This window comes from Spirillospora sp. NPDC048819 (assembly GCF_040650055.1).
In the GTDB taxonomy this organism is placed as follows: Bacteria; Actinomycetota; Actinomycetes; order Streptosporangiales; family Streptosporangiaceae; genus Spirillospora.
In genome coordinates this window covers 81787-98198 of the sequence record NZ_JBEZGN010000008.1, presented here as the reverse complement: position 1 = coordinate 98198, position 16412 = coordinate 81787, and the positions used below count along the sequence as shown (strand labels likewise).

12 protein-coding genes are annotated in these 16412 nt (G+C 71.5%); 1 reads left to right on the top strand and 11 read right to left on the bottom strand.

All coding sequences use genetic code 11. The features are described 5' to 3' along the window. Positions 1-12: 12 nt before the first annotated feature. From AB0C35_RS14025 to AB0C35_RS14015, 3 genes are all read right to left on the bottom strand, one after another. Complete coding sequence (locus AB0C35_RS14025) at positions 13-702, bottom strand: 4-carboxy-4-hydroxy-2-oxoadipate aldolase/oxaloacetate decarboxylase (protein WP_358454687.1); 690 nt, start codon at positions 700-702, stop codon at positions 13-15. Next, the gene (locus AB0C35_RS14020) at positions 699-1439 is read right to left on the bottom strand and encodes a PIG-L deacetylase family protein (RefSeq protein WP_358454685.1); all 741 of its coding nucleotides are present in this window, start codon (positions 1437-1439) and stop codon (positions 699-701) included. The genes AB0C35_RS14025 and AB0C35_RS14020 overlap by 4 nt, the downstream gene beginning before the upstream one ends. 207 nt (positions 1440-1646) lie before the next feature. After that, positions 1647-2861 (bottom strand): YncE family protein, encoded by a 1215-nt coding sequence (locus AB0C35_RS14015; protein ID WP_358454683.1) that lies wholly within the window; start codon positions 2859-2861, stop codon positions 1647-1649. A 137-nt stretch (positions 2862-2998) separates the two neighbouring features. Here AB0C35_RS14015 and AB0C35_RS14010 point away from each other — a divergent pair, with 137 nt between their 5' ends. Next, the gene (locus AB0C35_RS14010; protein WP_358454681.1) at positions 2999-3646 is read left to right on the top strand and encodes a helix-turn-helix domain-containing protein; all 648 of its coding nucleotides are present in this window, start codon (positions 2999-3001) and stop codon (positions 3644-3646) included. Between the two features lie 51 nt (positions 3647-3697). Here the strand turns inward: AB0C35_RS14010 and AB0C35_RS14005 are convergent, their stop codons facing one another. From AB0C35_RS14005 to AB0C35_RS13970, 8 genes are all read right to left on the bottom strand, one after another. Next, positions 3698-4507 carry a VOC family protein gene (locus AB0C35_RS14005; protein ID WP_358454679.1) on the bottom strand — a complete coding sequence of 270 codons (810 nt, stop codon included), beginning with the start codon at positions 4505-4507 and terminating at the stop codon, positions 3698-3700. 89 nt (positions 4508-4596) lie between these two features. Next, a complete protein-coding gene (locus AB0C35_RS14000; RefSeq protein WP_358454676.1) occupies positions 4597-5151 on the bottom strand; it encodes a hypothetical protein in 555 nt (184 codons plus the stop codon). 80 nt (positions 5152-5231) lie between these two features. Beyond that, positions 5232-6479 (bottom strand): alpha/beta hydrolase family protein, encoded by a 1248-nt coding sequence (locus AB0C35_RS13995; RefSeq protein WP_358454673.1) that lies wholly within the window; start codon positions 6477-6479, stop codon positions 5232-5234. A gap of 144 nt (positions 6480-6623) precedes the next feature. Then, positions 6624-8168 carry an FAD-binding oxidoreductase gene (locus AB0C35_RS13990; RefSeq protein WP_358454670.1) on the bottom strand — a complete coding sequence of 515 codons (1545 nt, stop codon included), beginning with the start codon at positions 8166-8168 and terminating at the stop codon, positions 6624-6626. Positions 8169-8255: 87 nt separating this feature from the next. Beyond that, entirely contained in the window at positions 8256-9485 is a 1230-nt protein-coding gene (locus AB0C35_RS13985; protein ID WP_358454668.1) for a TIGR02679 family protein, read from the bottom strand. Continuing rightward, a complete protein-coding gene (locus tag AB0C35_RS13980) occupies positions 9482-13648 on the bottom strand; it encodes a TIGR02680 family protein (RefSeq protein ID WP_358454665.1) in 4167 nt (1388 codons plus the stop codon). Before AB0C35_RS13980 ends, AB0C35_RS13985 begins: the two co-directional genes overlap by 4 nt. Then, on the bottom strand, positions 13645-14826 hold the full coding sequence (locus AB0C35_RS13975; protein ID WP_358454662.1) for a TIGR02678 family protein: 1182 nt from the start codon (positions 14824-14826) through the stop codon (positions 13645-13647). Before AB0C35_RS13975 ends, AB0C35_RS13980 begins: the two co-directional genes overlap by 4 nt. Beyond that, complete coding sequence (locus tag AB0C35_RS13970) at positions 14823-16361, bottom strand: TIGR02677 family protein (protein ID WP_358454660.1); 1539 nt, start codon at positions 16359-16361, stop codon at positions 14823-14825. The genes AB0C35_RS13975 and AB0C35_RS13970 overlap by 4 nt, the downstream gene beginning before the upstream one ends. Positions 16362-16412 lie beyond the last annotated feature (51 nt).

Below are 16412 nucleotides of genomic sequence, written 5' to 3'. Positions count from 1 at the left end.
GAACTCCGGCGTTCACGACTCGGTGTACTCGACGTACTCGATGCCCATCTCGGGCAGCCGGGCGCGCAGCCCGTAGCGGTCGAGGCCGAGTTCGCCGCGCTGGAACGCCTCCCTGGTCGCGGCCTCCTTCTCCTCCCGCGCCCTGGAGGCCGCGATGGCGTCGGGGACGCCGCCGCGGGGGACGCGCAGCACGCCGTCGTCGTCGGCGAGGATCACGTCGCCCGGCCGTATGAGCTGACCGCCGATCGTCACCGGGACGTTCACCGACCCCGGTGTCGCCTTCACGGTGCCCTGGGCGCTGACGGCGGCCGACCACACCGGGAAGCCCATCGCGTGCAGTTCCGCGACGTCCCTGACCCCGGCGTTGATGACCAGGCCGCGCACGCCCCGGTGCTGGAGCGCGGTCGCGAACAGTTCGCCGAACATCCCGTCGGTGGACGGCGACGTGGTCGTCACCACCAGCACGTCACCGGGCCGGCACTGCTCGACCGCGACATGGATCATCAGGTTGTCGCCGGGCCACGACAGGACGGTCACCGCCGTCCCGCCGATGCGCGAGCCCAGGTGGACGGGACGGATGGACGGCCCGAGGTAGCCCGTCCGTCCCATGGCCTCGTGGACGGTCGCGACCCCGTACCCGGCGAGCGCGTCGACCGAGGCGGCGTCGGGGCGCGGCGGGTTCGTGACGACGACCGTCCTCACGCCAGGACCCCCGTCGTCTGCGGGTACAGCCGGACGTACGCCTCGGCCATCGTGCTGTGCGGCAGCCCGAGGTTCGGGCCGGCGTTGCGCTTCAGCTGCACGCCCCGCCGCTTGGCGAGGTCGGTGTAGTAGTCCCACATGTGCTGCTGGGCGGGCAGGCACTCCATGGCCTTGCGCTTGCGGTCGAACACCGCGGTGATGTCGAGCAGCACGTCCGGCTTGAACTCGCACTGCTCCGGCTGGTGCGGTTCGAAGAAGAACACCGGCGGGGCGCCGAGCGGCTCGCCGGGCGCGTCGTACCCGATGGCCTGCGCCAGTACCCGCGCCTGGAGCGCCATCCGCGCCGCCGCCGGGTGGTCGCCGTTGTAGGGGTCGGCGAGGGTGTGGGTGAGCACCACCGCGGGCTCGAACTCCCGGTACACGCGGACGAGCCGGTCCACCAGCTCCGGCGTCTCGATGAGCGGGTAGTCCCCGGCGTCCAGGAACTCGATCTCCGCGCCGAGTTCGGCGGCCGCGGCCTCCGCCTCGGCCCGCCGGATCCCCTTGATCTCCTCCAGCCCCTTGCCCGCGCGCCACGCCTTGGCGGACTCGCCGCGCTCACCGAAGCTCAGGCACACCACCTTCGCGCGGTCGCCGCGCTCGGCCGCCAGCGCGATCGCGCCCGCGGCGCGCCAGACGAAGTCACCGGCATGCGCGCTGATCACGAGAAGGGGGCTGGACGGGGCGTCGTTGCTCATGGCCCCACACTCTGCGCCTTGTCACCCAAATTGTCAACAATCCTGAGACCATAAAGGTCGGCGGCCGCGGACCTGGTCGAGCGGGAGGGGCTGAGCCGCGGGAGGGGCTGAGCCGCAGGAGCCCCTTCAACCACGAGGGCCACCGCGTGGTCCGCCGGGGATGTGGGTGGCCGGCGGGCCGCGCGATGGCCGGTTCGCGGAGGCGGGTCAGCCGTTGGACGGGTCCAGCGAGCCGACGGCCTCGGGGGTGAGCCTGGCGGCGCGCTCCCGCTGCGGGAAGTGGCCGACGTCGATGCGCGCGACCTCCTCGGCCGTCCGGTAGTCGATCACCGAGATCTGGTTCTTCTCGGCGAGCGAGACGAAGCAGTCGTGGCCGTTCGGACTGGTCTGCGTCCAGTACGGCAGGGCGTCGGTGTCGTAGTGGACGGTCCCGTCCGTGGTCAGGCCCGGCCTGGACACGATGGAGACGTAGTCGTCGATCGTCCCGGCCACGCACAGCTTGGTCTCGCCGGCGTTCATGGCCATGCCGTGGTGGGCGGAGTTCTGCGGGTAGTCGTCCGGGCTCAACGCGGCGCCCTTGTCACTGAACGGCATCTCCACCGTCCGCGTGATCTCGCCGGCCGTCAGGTCGTACTCGACGAACCCGTTCAGGTAGGACAGCTGCGCGTACATCGTCTTGTTGTCGCGCGTGAAGACCGCCGGGCGGATCCCGTACTCGAACTCGTAGGTGCGCAGGTGCTCGAACGTGTTCGCGTCCACCGCGGTGACCGACCTCGACCCCTTCAGCCCGTTGAGGATCTTGGGCAGCGAGGTGATGCCGATGCTGGAGTTGTAGAGGATCGACCCGTCGGGCGAGTAGTCGTTGGCGTGCGGGTAGGCGCCGGTGGCGAAGGCCGTCACCAGTGCCCCGGTCGCCGTGTCGATGACCTCCGCCTTGCCCGCCGTGGTGGCGCTGACGACGAACTTCGTCCCGTCCGGCGACAGCGCGGCGTGGTCGGCCTTGAAGCCCTCGATCTTGCGCCGCCACAGCATCCGCTTGCTCGCGATGTCGAACGCGACGGCGTCCGAGAGCACGCCCCGCGAGATGTAGAGGGTCGTGCCATCGGGTGACACGGCCATGTCGTCGACGAGCTTGCGGTAGCCCTGGATGTTGTTGACCACCTCGTAGCCGATGCGCTCGACCGGGTTCATCGCGTCCAGGCGCTCCTGCAGGTCCGGGACGACGTTGATCGAGCCGAGGTTCTCGTACGTGGCGGTGTCGATGAAGCTGACGGTGCCGCCCTGGCCGTTGCCGACGGCCATCACGTCCCGCAGCTGGACGGCCTCCGCCCTGGGGGCGAGGCCGCCGGCCAGCGCCGTCACCGCCGCCAGGAGGGCGCAGACGAGCAGCGCGGCGGGTCTTCGGAGACTGAGGGAGGGCATGACTACCTCCTGTGGGGGATGGTCTCCAGTCTGAAAACGACCGTATTCTGACTTGGTTACTGGACGGTAGGACAACGGGAGGCTCGACACAAGGCCCATATGCGGGAAAATGCCGTCCCGGGCGCGAAGGGAGCGATGTGGCAGGCAGGCGCGCGACACCGACCGGCAGGTACGGCGGCCGGTCGGCCGCCGATCGGCGCGCCGAGCGGCGCCGCAGATTCCTGGACGCCGGCCTGGAGCTGTTCGGCCGCGGCCCCGGCTACCGGGCCACCACGGTCGCCGCCCTCAGCGAGGCGGCCGGCCTGTCCACCCGGCAGTTCTACGAGGAGTTCAGCGCCTTGGAGGACCTGCTGGCCGAACTCCACCTGGAGGTCAACGACACGGCGGAGCAGGCCGTCGTCACCGCCCTCCCCGGCGTCGAGGGCCTCCCCCTGGCCGAACGCACGGCCCGCCTCTTCCGCGCCTACGCCGCGAGCATCACCGCCGACCGCGCCCGCATCCGGATCGCCTTCGTCGAGATCATCGGCGTCAGCCCCCGGATGGACCGCCAGCGCCTCGCCCGCCGCGCCCGCTGGATCGACTTCATCTGCGCCGAGGCGGCCGCCGCCGCCGAACGCGGCGAGATCGCCGACCGCGACTACCGGATCGCCGCCGCGGCCTTCACCGGCAGCATCACCGGGCTCCTGCACGACTGGGACGCCGGCTGGGTCGACGCCACCCTCGACGAAGTCATCGACGAACTCGTCCTCCTGCTCCTCGGCCGCCTCCACGCCACCGACACCTGACCCCGCCCGCCGAGGTCGTCGAGGTACGCGCCCGGAGGCGGGCTTGGTCGGTCAGGGGCGCATTTTTACCGACTTCATGTCGGCGATCGCCGGGGTGATGACGGCCAGGCGGGCGCCGGCCGGGTCGGTCATGACGGAGAACCGGCCGGGCTGGATGTCGGTCGGCGGGACGTGGATCCGTGCCCCGAGGTCGGCGGCCCGCGCGGCGACGGCGTCGCAGTCGGAGACCCAGAAGTAGGGAGTCCAGTGCGACGGGAAGCCGGCCGGCCACCACTCCTCCAAGGGGACCATGCCCGCCACGGACCAGTTGCCGACCTTCCAGTTGACGTAGGTGGGCGCGTAGTAGGAGCGGTCGACGGACTTCCAGCCGAAGACCTGGCCGTAGAAGCGGCGGGCCTCGTCGATGTCGGGACAGGCCAGTTCGACCCAGCACATCGCGGACGGCTCGTCGACGACGCCGGCGCCTTTGAGGTTGTAGGCAGTCCACAGGGCGAAGTAGGCGCCCTGGGAGTCGGAGCACTGGGCCATCCGGCCGAGGTCGGCGATGTCCATGGGTTCGACGAGGACCCGGCCGCCGGCGTCGCGGACGGCGTCGAGCGTGGCCGGGATGTCGTCGGTGCGGAAGTAGATCGTCCAGGACGAGCGTTGCGAGTTGTCGGCGAGCTCGTACATCCCGCCGATCTCGGGGCCCTGGATGTCGCCGAGGGTGAAGACCTCGTACTCCCCCACCGAATCGGCGGTCAGCGTGTAGGTGTACCAGCCGAACAGCTCGCAGTAGAAGTGCTTGGACGCCTCCAAGTCCGGGCTTGCCAGCTCGACCCACGACGCGAAACCTGGGGGGAATTCGGTCATCTCGGGCATGGCAGTCCCCTCGGAGCTCGCATGCCCTTCACGGTAGGAACGCGTGCGCAATCTCCGGTGTCGGAAACCGCCAAGCCCATCTCAATGATTCAGATGCTGACGACGGTCTGCAGGAGGCCCCAGACGAAGTGGGCCGCATACGTGCCGTCCGGTGTGGTGAGGGTCGCGTGCCATCGGCTCGGCACGTCGCCGTCCTGGTGGGCCACCGTCCCGAAGCACGCATCGACGTCGCCGACCACGCACGACCACGGAACGAGGTCGTCGACGGTCTCCAGGCGCGGCGCGGGAACGCCGTCGGCGCGGACGAGCCATTCATGCATGACCGTCCCGTCCGGTGCCATCATGATCTCGAAGCCCAGGCCCGGCCACAGGGGCAGCGGGGGCCACCGGGCGACATCGCAGGCGACATCGCCGAGCCGCCGTTGCGCGACCGCGGCGGGCGGGCCGAGAACGACCTCGTAGCGGCGCCGCCCGCGCGGGAACGTCCGGGATCGCAGAATGCGCTGCCAGCGGGCGTTGGCCTCCCGCATCTCGGTGCGGGACGCGCCCAGTTCGCGCATCGCGTCCTCGACGAGGCCGGGCTGGTAGTCGGCCATCCGGCGGAGCAGCACGAGCTGGAACTCCCGCCGAGCGAATCCCTTCATCACCGGTCACGCTACCGCGTGCGGGGTTCGGGCACCCTGTGCGTCGAGCCGTACCGCAGGACGGCCGGGGTGGGCCCGCGTCAGGACTTGCGGGCGCCGATGGAGGCCGCGATGGCGGGCCAGCTGCTTTCCAGCTCGCGCTTCCAGTACTTCCAGTTGTGCATGCCGGGCCCGTACAGGTTCGCTGTGACGGGGATGCCCGCCCGCTTGGCGGCGGCGACGAAGTTCTCGGTCATCGTGCCGGAGAGCTGCTCGCCGATCCGGCCCGCGTCGTGCGGGGGCGTGTCGGGTTTGTCGAAGGGACCGGGCTTCCCGTTGCCGGACGAGACGTAGACGCCGGTGCCCTTGAGCTTGGACACCATGACGGTCGCGTCGTGGGCGCGCCAGTTCGACCGCGCGAGGACCGGGTCGCCCCAGATCGCGGTGCCCGAGTCCCGGTTCATGGACGTCAGGATGACCGGCATGCCGGGGGCGGTGATGTTGAGGGCGCCGCTGTAGGACGCGGCGTACTTGAACGTCCCGGGGTTCCGCTCGGCATAGGTGATGGCGCCCTGCCCGCCGGACGACAGGCCGATCGCGGCGCGCACCGACCCGGCGTGGAAGTTGCGCTCCATCAGCGGGATGACCTCGCGGATGTGGAAGGTCTCCCACTCGGGGATGCCGCCCTTGCCGCCGTTGTACCAGTTCGTGTACGAGCCGTTCCAGCCGCCTTCGGGCATGACGACCATCGCGTTGTACGGGCCGATGATCTGCTCGATGTTGGAGTCCTTCGTCCAGGACATGAAGTTGTTCTGGCCGCCGTGGTAGGCGTACACGACAGGCCACGTCTTGGTGGTCTTGGATTGCCAGCCCGCCGGGACCATGACGCGGGTCTTCACCTCGGCGCCGAGCGCCGGGGACGCGATCGTCACGTCGAAGATCCGCGAGTTGAGCTTCTTGACACCGGTGATGGTGGCGCCGTCGGGGGCCTTGGCGTAGCCGCTGGACGCGGACCCCGCGGGCAGCTTCGGCTTCTTGCCGCGGTTGGCGGCGTTGGTGTCGGGGTTGCCGGGAGCGGGCGAGCCGCCGCCCGTGCTGAACGGGTTGGCGGTGAGCGGCACGTTGGGCAGCTTCGCCGGCTTCGGCGACTTCGACGGGGACGCGGCCGCCGCCGACGGCTGCGTCGCGGGACCGAACGAGGGCACCGGCTCGGAGTTGCCACTGGCACCCGACAGCCCCTTCGGCACGCCGACGCCGGCCTGCGCGAGGCCGACCATGACGGCGGGCAGCAGCACGGCCGCCGCCGCCGTCCCGGCGATGGCGATCTTCCTGTCGGTACGCTTCTTCATGGACTCCCCAGCCGGCTCAGGCCGCCCCGGGCCCGACGCTCCACTCGAACGTCGAAACTACTGTCCCCGCAGTCACACCCGCAAGTATTGTCAGTGAATGCAATAAAGGCGAGACGTTCGTGACGCTGCGTCACGTGGTTCCGGTCACAGCGCCTGCCCGGGGCGGACGGACTGGGCGTGCCGGAACACGTTCAGCGGGTCCCAGTTTCGCTTGATCTCCTGCAGTTTCGCGTAGGCGTCCTTGTAGTAGAGCGTCTCCCAGGACTGGCCGGACTCGTTCCACCGCTCGTCGTTCAGGTCGGTGTCCGGATACCCGATGTAGCAGCCGTCCGTGACGTCGCCCCCGGCCACGGGCACGCCGCCGGTCTCGGCGAACGTCGCCTTGTAGGTGTCGCGGATCCATGCGATGTGCGTGTCCTCGTAGGCGTCCTGCCTCGTCCAGTAGACCTGGTACTGGAGTTTCAGGACGGAATCGCGCTGCCGCACCGCCGTGTGGTGCAGGGGGCTGTTGATGGCGCTGCCGTAGGAGTCGACCTGGATCAGCGCCTGCTTGTTCACGTAGTCGGTGTATTTCTCCTTGCCGAGGTAGGCCCACATCGCGTTCATCTGCTGTTCGGTGAACGGCTTCCTGAGATAAGCGGACTTGTATTTTCCGCAGCGGTTCTCACCGCTGGCGTTCAGCGCCTGCGTGGCCGTCAGCCACGGCATCACCCGGGGAATGTCCATGTGGACGAAATGTTCGCCCATCACCGACTTCATCTTCGTCGCCGTGGGCCCGATCCGGCCATCGACGGCCTCGATGAAGTCGGTCATCGCCTGCGGCCCGTCAGGGTCGTCCACGTCCACCTGTGCCAGCAGCCCGATCTGGCCGTTGCTGACGTGGTTGAGCTTGAGCAGCGCGAAGAGCTTGCCGGCCGCCGTGGACGCGTTCTGATGGGCGTGGAAGTACTCCCCGTACGCGGTCACGAGCGCGGTGAACTCGTCCTTGGTGAAGTCCTTCCAATCCCAGGCGAGGGCGGTCAGCAGCACCTGTCTCGGCGGCTCGGGCAAGCCCCGGAACCAGAAACGGGTCACCACGCCGAAGTTCCCGCCGCCGCCCCCGGTGTGCGCCCACAGCAGCTCGCGGAGCCGCTCGTCCTCGTCGTCGCGTCTGGCCACGACGAGCTTGACCGTCTTGTCGGCGTTCACGACCGCCACCTCCACGGCGTAGAGGTAGTCGACGGTCAGCCCGTGCTGCCGGGACAGGAGCCCGAACCCGCCCGCCGGGATGTGCCCGCCGAGCCCCACCGAATAGCAGGACCCGCCCGGCAGCGTCTTCCCGCTGACCGGATACAGGTGGCTGTAGACGTGCCAGTTGGTCGCCCCGGCCTCCACGCAGTACGCCTGCATCCCGCTGTCGTACGACACCCCGCACATCGGGCTCACGTCCAGGATCACCCGCACGTCCTCGCCGCAGACGAAGTCCTCGTAGCAGTGCCCGCCGGCCTTCACGGTGATCCGTGTCCGCCGCGGGTTCTCCGGGACCTCGTTGACCGCCTCGGCGAGCGCCGCCCGGACCTCCTCGGGCGCCCGCACCAGCCGCACGTACTCCGGCTCGGCGATCCACCGCTGGTTGAACCCCCGGCTGAGCGCCGGATACCGCTTGTCACCGGGCCGGACGACCGTCGTGGGCAGTGAGATTTCGCTCATGGGAGCATCGCCTCCGCGCGCCTCGGAGCACCAACGCGAAGGTCCCTGCCCATCCGTTCCGGTGGGCAATCAATCGGTGACACACAGTTAACTTCTTGGAGAGGTCGGTTCCATGTCGGCGAGAAGCGAACCGGCCACTGCCTCCTCCAGGACCGCGGCGTCACGGGCGACCAGAGCCTGCGCCAGGCCGTCGTCCCAAGGAGCCTCTGTCACCCGTCCCGGCGGCGGATGCGGCCCCGGCGCCGCGTCCAGCGCCGCGAGATAGTCGCCGGACGACATGCGCCACGGACGGGCACCGGTCTTGGCCATGACATAGGCGGCGATCCGCAGGCCCTCGCCGTCGAAGTCACCGTGGTACCGGAGCGTCGCCCCGGAACCGCCGAGCGTGCGCAGCAGCCGGATGACGGCGCTGTTCGGCCAGCCCGACGAGCACACCAGCGGAGGGCAGCGGTCACCGAACCGCCGGACGGCCAGAGCCAGCACGGTGGGGTTCTCGGTCACCCACACCTCGGGCACGTCCAGACGGAGATCGTGCGAGTCGCGCAACTGCTGGAGGGTCACCGCGGACGCCTGGCCCGCGCCCGCCCACATCCGGAGAACCGGCGCGAGGACGCTCGGTCCCGCCGGCCTCAAGCCCGCGACCAGCACGGACGTGGACAGCGCGTCGCACTCGACGCCCGCGAGTTCCCACAGCGCCCTGCGCTCCTGCGCATCACCCGGCGGCTCGGCGCCTTGGAGAACCGCCCGGGCGCGCAGAACCAGCCCGGACAGCCGCCCGCCGTCGTCCAGCGCATGCGAGTCGCCCAGCACGCCGGTGGCGAAGGAGGCGAGCGGGACGCCGTCGGCGGGCAGCGCCGCCAGGACCTTGAGCGCCCGTTCGAGCAGCGCACGCGTGGACGGGACCGACGCCGAGACGAGCCCCTGGCGGCGGACGTCCGCGACCCACCCGAGCAACGCCGGTTCGGCGGTCACGACGGGATGCCCTGCGAGCCATTCCCAGAGGGCGGCCCGTTCGCGCTCCCGTTCCCTTCGGTCGCGCGCCCGGTCGCCGATCGGCCCGCGTATCTCCTCGGTGACCGTCCTGGCGTCGCAGCCGGTGAGTTCCAGGAGGACGGCGTCAAGGCTCGCCACGGGGAGGGAGACCGTGGGCGGCGGGTAACGGTCCATCCCGAGCAGGTCGGCCAGGGCGGCGCGCTGGCCGCCGTCCAGGCCCTTGACCGTGACGCGGCTGACCTGGGCGCCCGTGGAGAAGCGCCGGTGCAGTTCGCTCCACAGCGGTTTCAGGTCGGCGTCACGGAGGCGATCGGGGACGGTCATACGAGGACGTCCTCGTCCGGAGTCTCGGTGTCCGCGGCTTCGGTGCGGTGCCCGTCCCAGACGAACCGCGCGGTCGTCACTGCGTCGTCGCCGTCGCCGGTGATGAGCTGGTGGATGGCGATGCCGTCAAGCTCCCGGTAGTCGCACCACTCGTGATCGGACGTCAGCACCAGATCGAGCTCCAGATTCACGAGCAGGTCGAAGACCTGACCGCGGTTGGCGGTGTCCACGCCGACGAACACCTCGTCCAGCAGGATGAACCGGGGGCAGCCGGAGTCGGTCTGGTAGTGCGCCGCGACGGCCGCGAACAGCGGAAGATGCAGCGCGATGGCCTTCTCACCTCCCGACAGCGCGCCGTGGAGCTTGCGGGTGAGGTCCTGCCAGCCCTTCCCGTCGCCGCGTTCGAGCCGGACGGTGAAGCGGTGCCAGGCCGTGTAGTCCAGCACCTCCATGAGCTGCTCCTCCCAGCTCGCCGCCGTGTTCGCGGCCCGCGCCTCCTCCACGCGGTCGCGGAAGAACCGGTAGAGGGCCTCCCGGTCCTGCTCGTTCAGCCGAGTGGGGTCGCGCAGCAGCAGGTCGCGCGCGGCGCGTATCCCGGCGCTCTGCTGCGGATCCACCTGCCACACCAGCCGCACCGCCACCCGCGACGCCGTCCGGACGCGTTCGAGCCGCCGGTTCATCCCCTCGACGAGTTCCGTCGCCTGCCGGATGCGGTCGGCGAGATGCCTGCGCGTGTCCCCGGCGAGCGTCCGGTCGAACAGGTCGCGTTCCTTGTCGGTGATGTCCTGGCGCCGCTGGTCGCGTTCCGCCCGCAGCGCCGCGCTCAACTCCGCCGCCCCGACGCGCACCCCGTTCATCGTCGCGGTGAGCAACTGGACGTCGTCGTCCTGGACGAGTTCAAGGTCGGCCTGATCGGCGAGGACGTCCCGCGCGTGGTGCATCGCCTCGGACAGCCTCGCCTCCGCGTCGCGCACGTTCTTCGGCTCGTGGGGCGTCTTGTCCAGGGACACCCCGACCGAACGCGCACATTCGAGCGTGGCCTGTACGCCGCCGTCCGGGGAGAGCGCGATGTCGAGCCCGGCGTCGGCGGCCAGATGCCCGCTGACGAGATGCCGGAATCGTTCGGCGACCTGGTCGCGCACCCGGACGGCCTCGTCCCGCGCCCGCTCGGCCGCGGCCATGGTCGCCTGAAGGGATCCGAGTCGTTCCCGTAGTTCGAGCAGGTCGCCACGCAGCTCCTGCCGCCGGGTCCTGCACTGCTCGGATTCGGCCTTGGCCTTCTGCAGGTCTTCCAGGACCTGCCGGTGCTCGGCGCCGATCACGGCGTCGATGGTCCTGAGCTTTTCTTCGAGTCCCTCGGCCGCGCCCCTCGCGTCCCTCGCCCGCTCGCCCGCCTCGGCCGCCGTGCGTTCGTAGTCGGCGGCCGTCGTCTCCTCCGCGCGGGCACGGGCCTCGGCCGTGAGGAGCCTGGTGCGATGGTCGAGCCAGACGGTGCCGGTGTCGTGCATGTCCCCGACGGCTTCGGCCAACGTGCCGAGGGCCTGCTCGTCGACGGGGAGCCCGTGCTCGGCGCCGAGCGCCGTGAGGGCACGGAGCGCGCTCGTCGCGGTCTTCTCTCGCTCGGCCAGCCGCGCCTGCGTGTGCTTCAGGTCGTCGGCGCGTGCGGCCACGTCCCGCTCCGCGTCCCGGACGGCGCGCGCCGCCGCGACGACGGGTTCGTGCGGCGGGCGCCCGGCGAGTTCGGCGTCCAGCGCGGCCCGGTCCGCCTCCAGGGTCTCCAGTTCGCCGTCGCAGGCGGCCAGCTCACCCGCCAGTTCCTCGATCTCGGCGTCGAGTTCGTCGATGCGGCGCAGGCGGGCGCGTTCGCGGGCCGTCGCGCCGATGAAGGCCGGTTCGGGTTTCGTCCAGGCACCGGTCGCCACGCCGAGGCGCCAGGACCCGTCCGCCCCGACCGCGGCGGGGTGGTCGATGTCCAGTGCGTTCTCACCGAACGCGACACCGGTGAGGACGGCCCGCACCACGTCCGCCGCCACCGGGGCCCCGGGCTCGGGGGTGAGGACGTCGTTGAGGCTGCCGCCCACGGACGGCGGGCGGGCGAGGAGCGCCGGGGCGAAGGCGTCGTGCGCGTCACGGAGCAGGTCGCCGTCGGGCATGACCCACACGTCGAGCAGCCCGGCCGCTTCGAGCGCGGCCTCGATCCCCGCCTGGACGCCGGGTGCCACGCCGTCCCCGAACGCGACGAGGCGCCAGAGCGGTGCGCCCGGACGCCCGGACCGGCCGGCGGGCCGCGTGTGCGGATGCTCCGGCTCGATCACCGGCTGCCGGGCCAGCTCCTCGCGCCGCGTCCTGGCGCCGGCCAGGCTGTCGCTGACGGCGGAGCGCCGGTTGTCGAGGCCGGACCGTGCCCGGGCGAACCGCTCGGTCGCCTCGACACGCGCGGCCACCACCACGGCGTCGCATTCGCGCTCGTCCTCGGCGGCCTGGGCGAGGGCGTCCGGGTCGAGGGACGCCAGGTGCACGCAGCGCCGCGCCCAGGAGGCCAGCTCACCGGCCAGCACCTCGCGCGCCTGCGCGAACGAGACCTCGGCCGCGTCGCGTTCCCCGGCCGCGTCATCGAGACGGCCTTGGCTCGCGTCACGGTCCTCCTCCGCCTCCGTCCGCTGCCGGACGGTCGTTCGGTGCCGCTCGATCGCCGAACGCAGCGCGGCGATCTGCTGTTCACGGCTGCGCAGCGCCGCCCGCAGCAGTTCGCGCGCCCGGCGGATGCCGTCCTCCGCCTCCGCATCGCCGCTCTGTGCGGGGTGGCCGCTCTGTGCGGGATGGCCGCTCTGTGCGGGATGGCCGGTCTGTGCGGAGTGGGCCGGTTCTGCTCCGCGCTCGCCGGCTCCGGCACGCGGACCGGCGGCGCGGGCGGCCTCCTGGTGGACGCCGGCCAGTCCCGCGCGGTCGGCGGCGCGGGCGGCCTCCCGCTCGGCGTGGTGGGCGAGGTCCCGCCGCCTGGACGCGTCCGCGCGGGCCTGGTCGGCCGCGGCCCGTTTGCGCGCCGCGTCCACGGCGTGCCGGCCGGCGTCCCGCTCGGCGCGGGCGGCGACGTCCCCGGCCCTCCTGACGTCGTCCCTCAGCTGGTCGAGTTCGCGCCCCTTCTGGTAGGCGTCGCTCTCCTTGAGCGCTTCGATCCGGGCGCCGAGGAGGTCTCCGCGCCGTTCCTGGTCCTCCAGCGCCGCGGTGGCGCCGTCGCGTTCGGCGTTCGCGCGCTCGTGGTTCTCTCGGCCCGCGCGGGCCTCGGCGGTGAGGCGGTCCATCGTGCTCTTCGCGGAGACGACCCGTGCCGAGGCGGCGCGCAGGACGCGCTCCGCGTAGGTGCGCTGGCGGGCGGCGAGGCGGTCGGCCTCCTGGACGTGCCCGTCCAGCCGCCGCAGGTCCTCGCGCTGCCGGTCGAGCCGCTCGAAACCCTCGGCGATCTCGTGGATCTCCCCTTCGCCGAGCGGCGGCAGCGCGCTGGACAGCAGGTCCGACAGCAGGCCGGGGTCGAGACGCTCGGAGAGCTTGGGCGTGCGGAGCTGCCGCAGCGCGGTGAGGAGGGAGTCGTAGCGCTGCTGGGTCAGCCCGCCGTAGAGGGTCCGGCGGACGGTGGTGCGGTAGGCGTCCGCCGAGTCGTGGACCTGCCCGTCCTGCCCGATCGCCTCGACCAGATGGGCGCGGGTGAGCGGCTGGCCGCCGTCGCCCGTGAGGGACAGGCCGCCCGGAACCCCGATGCGCTGCTCCGTCGTGAAGTACGCGACCGTGACGTTCTTGGTGTTGGACGTCGCCTGCAGGCGGGCGCCGCAGGTGAACCGGCGCGGGCCGTCGGCGAACTCCAGCCACACGTAGCCGACCCGGGTCTTGCCGGTGTGGCCGTCGCCCATGAGGTTCCAGTGCATGGTCCGCTCGCTGCCGCCGAACGTGGACAGGCGGCTGGGCTTCAGGCTGGCGTCCAGCAGATACGGCAGCAGCAGTTCGAGGACCTTGGACTTGCCGCTGCCGTTGGGGCCGCGCAGCAGCAGCCGTCCCTTGTGGAACTCGAAGACCTCGTCGTAGTAGCGCCAGACGTTGAGGATCCCGGCGCGGGTGGGCCGCCAGCGCGGAGCCGGCGCCTCGGCGGGGACGAGTTCGGTGACGGTCATGGCTCCTCGCGGTTGACGGTGTACCGGTGGGCGGCGGGCATCGCCCGGACAAGGCCGTCCTCTGTCTTGGCCAGCCCGAACCCGGTCAGGACGGCGAGGGCGTCGTCGGCGAGCCGTCCGGCGCCGCCGTCGGACTGGTAGGCCATGGCCCAGCGCGGACGGCTCGCCAGGAGCCGCCCCGCCTCCTCCACGAGCCCCGCCGACGGAAGCGGCCCGTCCTTGATGAGCCGGTCGAGGAGCAGCAGGGCCGCCACCTTCGCGTGGCTGCCGTCGTCGGGGAACTTGGAATCCGTGGCGAGGGCGTCGGTGTCCACGAGCAGGTAGCCCTCGGCGCGTTCCTCGAACTCCAGCCCCGCCTCCCCCGCCGCCCTCCGGAGGATCTGCCGCCCGGTCGGCGACGCCGCGTAGGCGAGTTCGGCTTCGCTGAGGTCTTCACGGTAGACGACAGGGTCGTCCAGGAGTTTGCGCAGCAGCGAATGCCTGGCCCACAGGTTCCGCTGCGTCTCGGTGGAGTCGTCGGAGCCGTAGCGCCGCTCGACGGTCAGCTCCCGCAGGTCGGGCCAGCCGGTCTCCGGGAGCCGCGACGGCGCGACCGGGGCGGACAGCAGCCGCATGACCCGCGTCGCGTCCACCCGGTACAGGACCTTGGCTTCGGCACTGTCGAGATATGCGTCGGTCGCGCCGTCGACGGCCGTCACCGCGCCGTGGTGCTCCAGCAGTTTCAGCGCGTCCACGAAAGCGGCCCGCTCGTCGCCCCGGACGGGGTCGAAGGCGGGGATGTCCTCGTCGGCGGCGGCCGCCTGCACGACCCGCTGCGCGAGCATGCCGATCGTGGTGACCGGTGCGGCGAGCGCCTCGGCGGCGGCCAGGCACAGCAGCGTGTACCGGCGCCGGTCGAACGGCGCCCGCGTCGAGCGGCGCCTCCTCGCCGGACGGGACGGGTCCGCGTCGCCCCGCACCTTGACCAGCCGGGCGTACCCGAGCCGGGGTTCCACGAACAGCCGCCAGCCGCAGAAGTAGTCGAACCACGGGGCGAGCGCCGAGTGGCGGCGGCGGACCAGGTCGAAGCCGTCGGGATCCGTGTGCAGGGAGATCAACGGCCGGCGCAGCAGCAGCCGGACGGCCCGCGACAGTTCCTCTTTCTCCGCCTGGACGAGCTGGTTCGCCAGTTTGCTCATGCGCCCGACACCTTGCGGGTCGGCCCGGCGGCGAGGAAGCGGATGTCCACCAGATAATCGGGGCCCCTGAAGCGTCCCTTGGCGGTGCGCAGTTCCGCCGTCCGCCCGTCCGGCGGCGGCCACAGCCGCACCTCGATGCGCCCGTCGGACGTGAGGGCCCGCCTCAGCCCGTCCGCGTCGGGGCGTGCCGCGAGGGCACGGCCGATCAGGTCCAGAAGCCGCCTCAGCGTGTCGTGTTCGAGCCGTCCGAACGCGGACAGCCGCAGCGGCCCGTCAGTGGCGAGCCGCTGCCAGGCCGCCTCCAGCTCCGCCCGCTCACGCCGGGCCCGCTCACGCCGTTCGGTGCGCAGGGCCTTGACGTCCCGGACCTTGGCCGTCCGTCCCATCCGCTCCGTGCGCCCGCTGGTGCGCAGCAGCGCCGACACCTCGACCGGCGGCGTCTCGGCCCAGCGCGCCGCCGTGGGGATGGGCTCGGCGTCGGCGTGGGCGAGGTGGGCGTGCCGCGCGGACGTCAGCCCGAACGCCGTACCCCAGAGCCGGTGGGCGTCGTCCTCGCTCGGCGCGTTGGCGAACCATCGGGCGAGGGTCCGGAAGTCGGACGCGGCGCTGGACGACCGTCGCCGCGACTCGGTGATCCGGTCGAGCACCTGGAGCAGCGACACGATCGCCCTGCGCGCCACGTCGTGCAGTTGCCGGACCCGCGGCGTGCCTTCCTTCGGACGGAACCACAGGAGAAGCCCGTCCCACTTGGCCCTGCGCGCGGCCAGCCACGCGACCGCCGGGTCGGCGCCCTGCAACGGCGGCAGCTCCGCCCCGTCCAACGCCCGGCTGTGCAGGACGCTCACGCCGCGCTGCTCCACCACGTCCAACGCGGCGCCGATCGCGTCGGCGCGCACGTCCAGGTTGGTGACGAACTCCTGCAGGTAGGCGACCGTCGCGCCTTTCACGTCGCTGAACGTCGTGAGATCGGCGCCCTCCGCCCGCATCAGCCGTTGCAGCTCACCATTGAAGGACTTGGTGTTGTTGCGCAGCGCGTCGAGATGCCCTTCCAGCTCTTGCAGCGTCGTGAATATCCGCCGGTTGACGCCCGGGTCGTCGTCCTTGAGCAACTCCCCCAATTCCCCGAGCCGATCACCGATCGCATCGAGCACGGCCGTCTGCAGCGCACCGGACGTGGTGAGCACGGCCAGCGCATGCTGAACGCCCGCGAACGCCGCCTCGCCCTTCCGCGTCAGCGAGTACTGGAGGTTCTTCCGCTCGTACTCTTCAGCCGTCGCGTAACTGCCGGCGTGGTTCTGCACGACATCGAGGAGTTCCCACGCGGCGAGCTGCCCGAGCGCCCGCGTCAGCCCGGCGTCGTCCACGGGCGCGTAGAACCCGACCTGCCGCAACCGCTCCCGGACCTGGTCGAAAGTCAGCGACGTCTCCAGCCGCTCGTTCGCCTCCCCGAACGCGTACATGACCGCCGTATGCAGATCGGCCCGCTCGGTGGTGGTGAACTGGAACATCCCTTCCGGGACGCGCGGCAGCGCCAAACTCTCCCCCAAGCAGCCCTTTGACGAAGGCGGACAGCGCGCCGCCCTGGG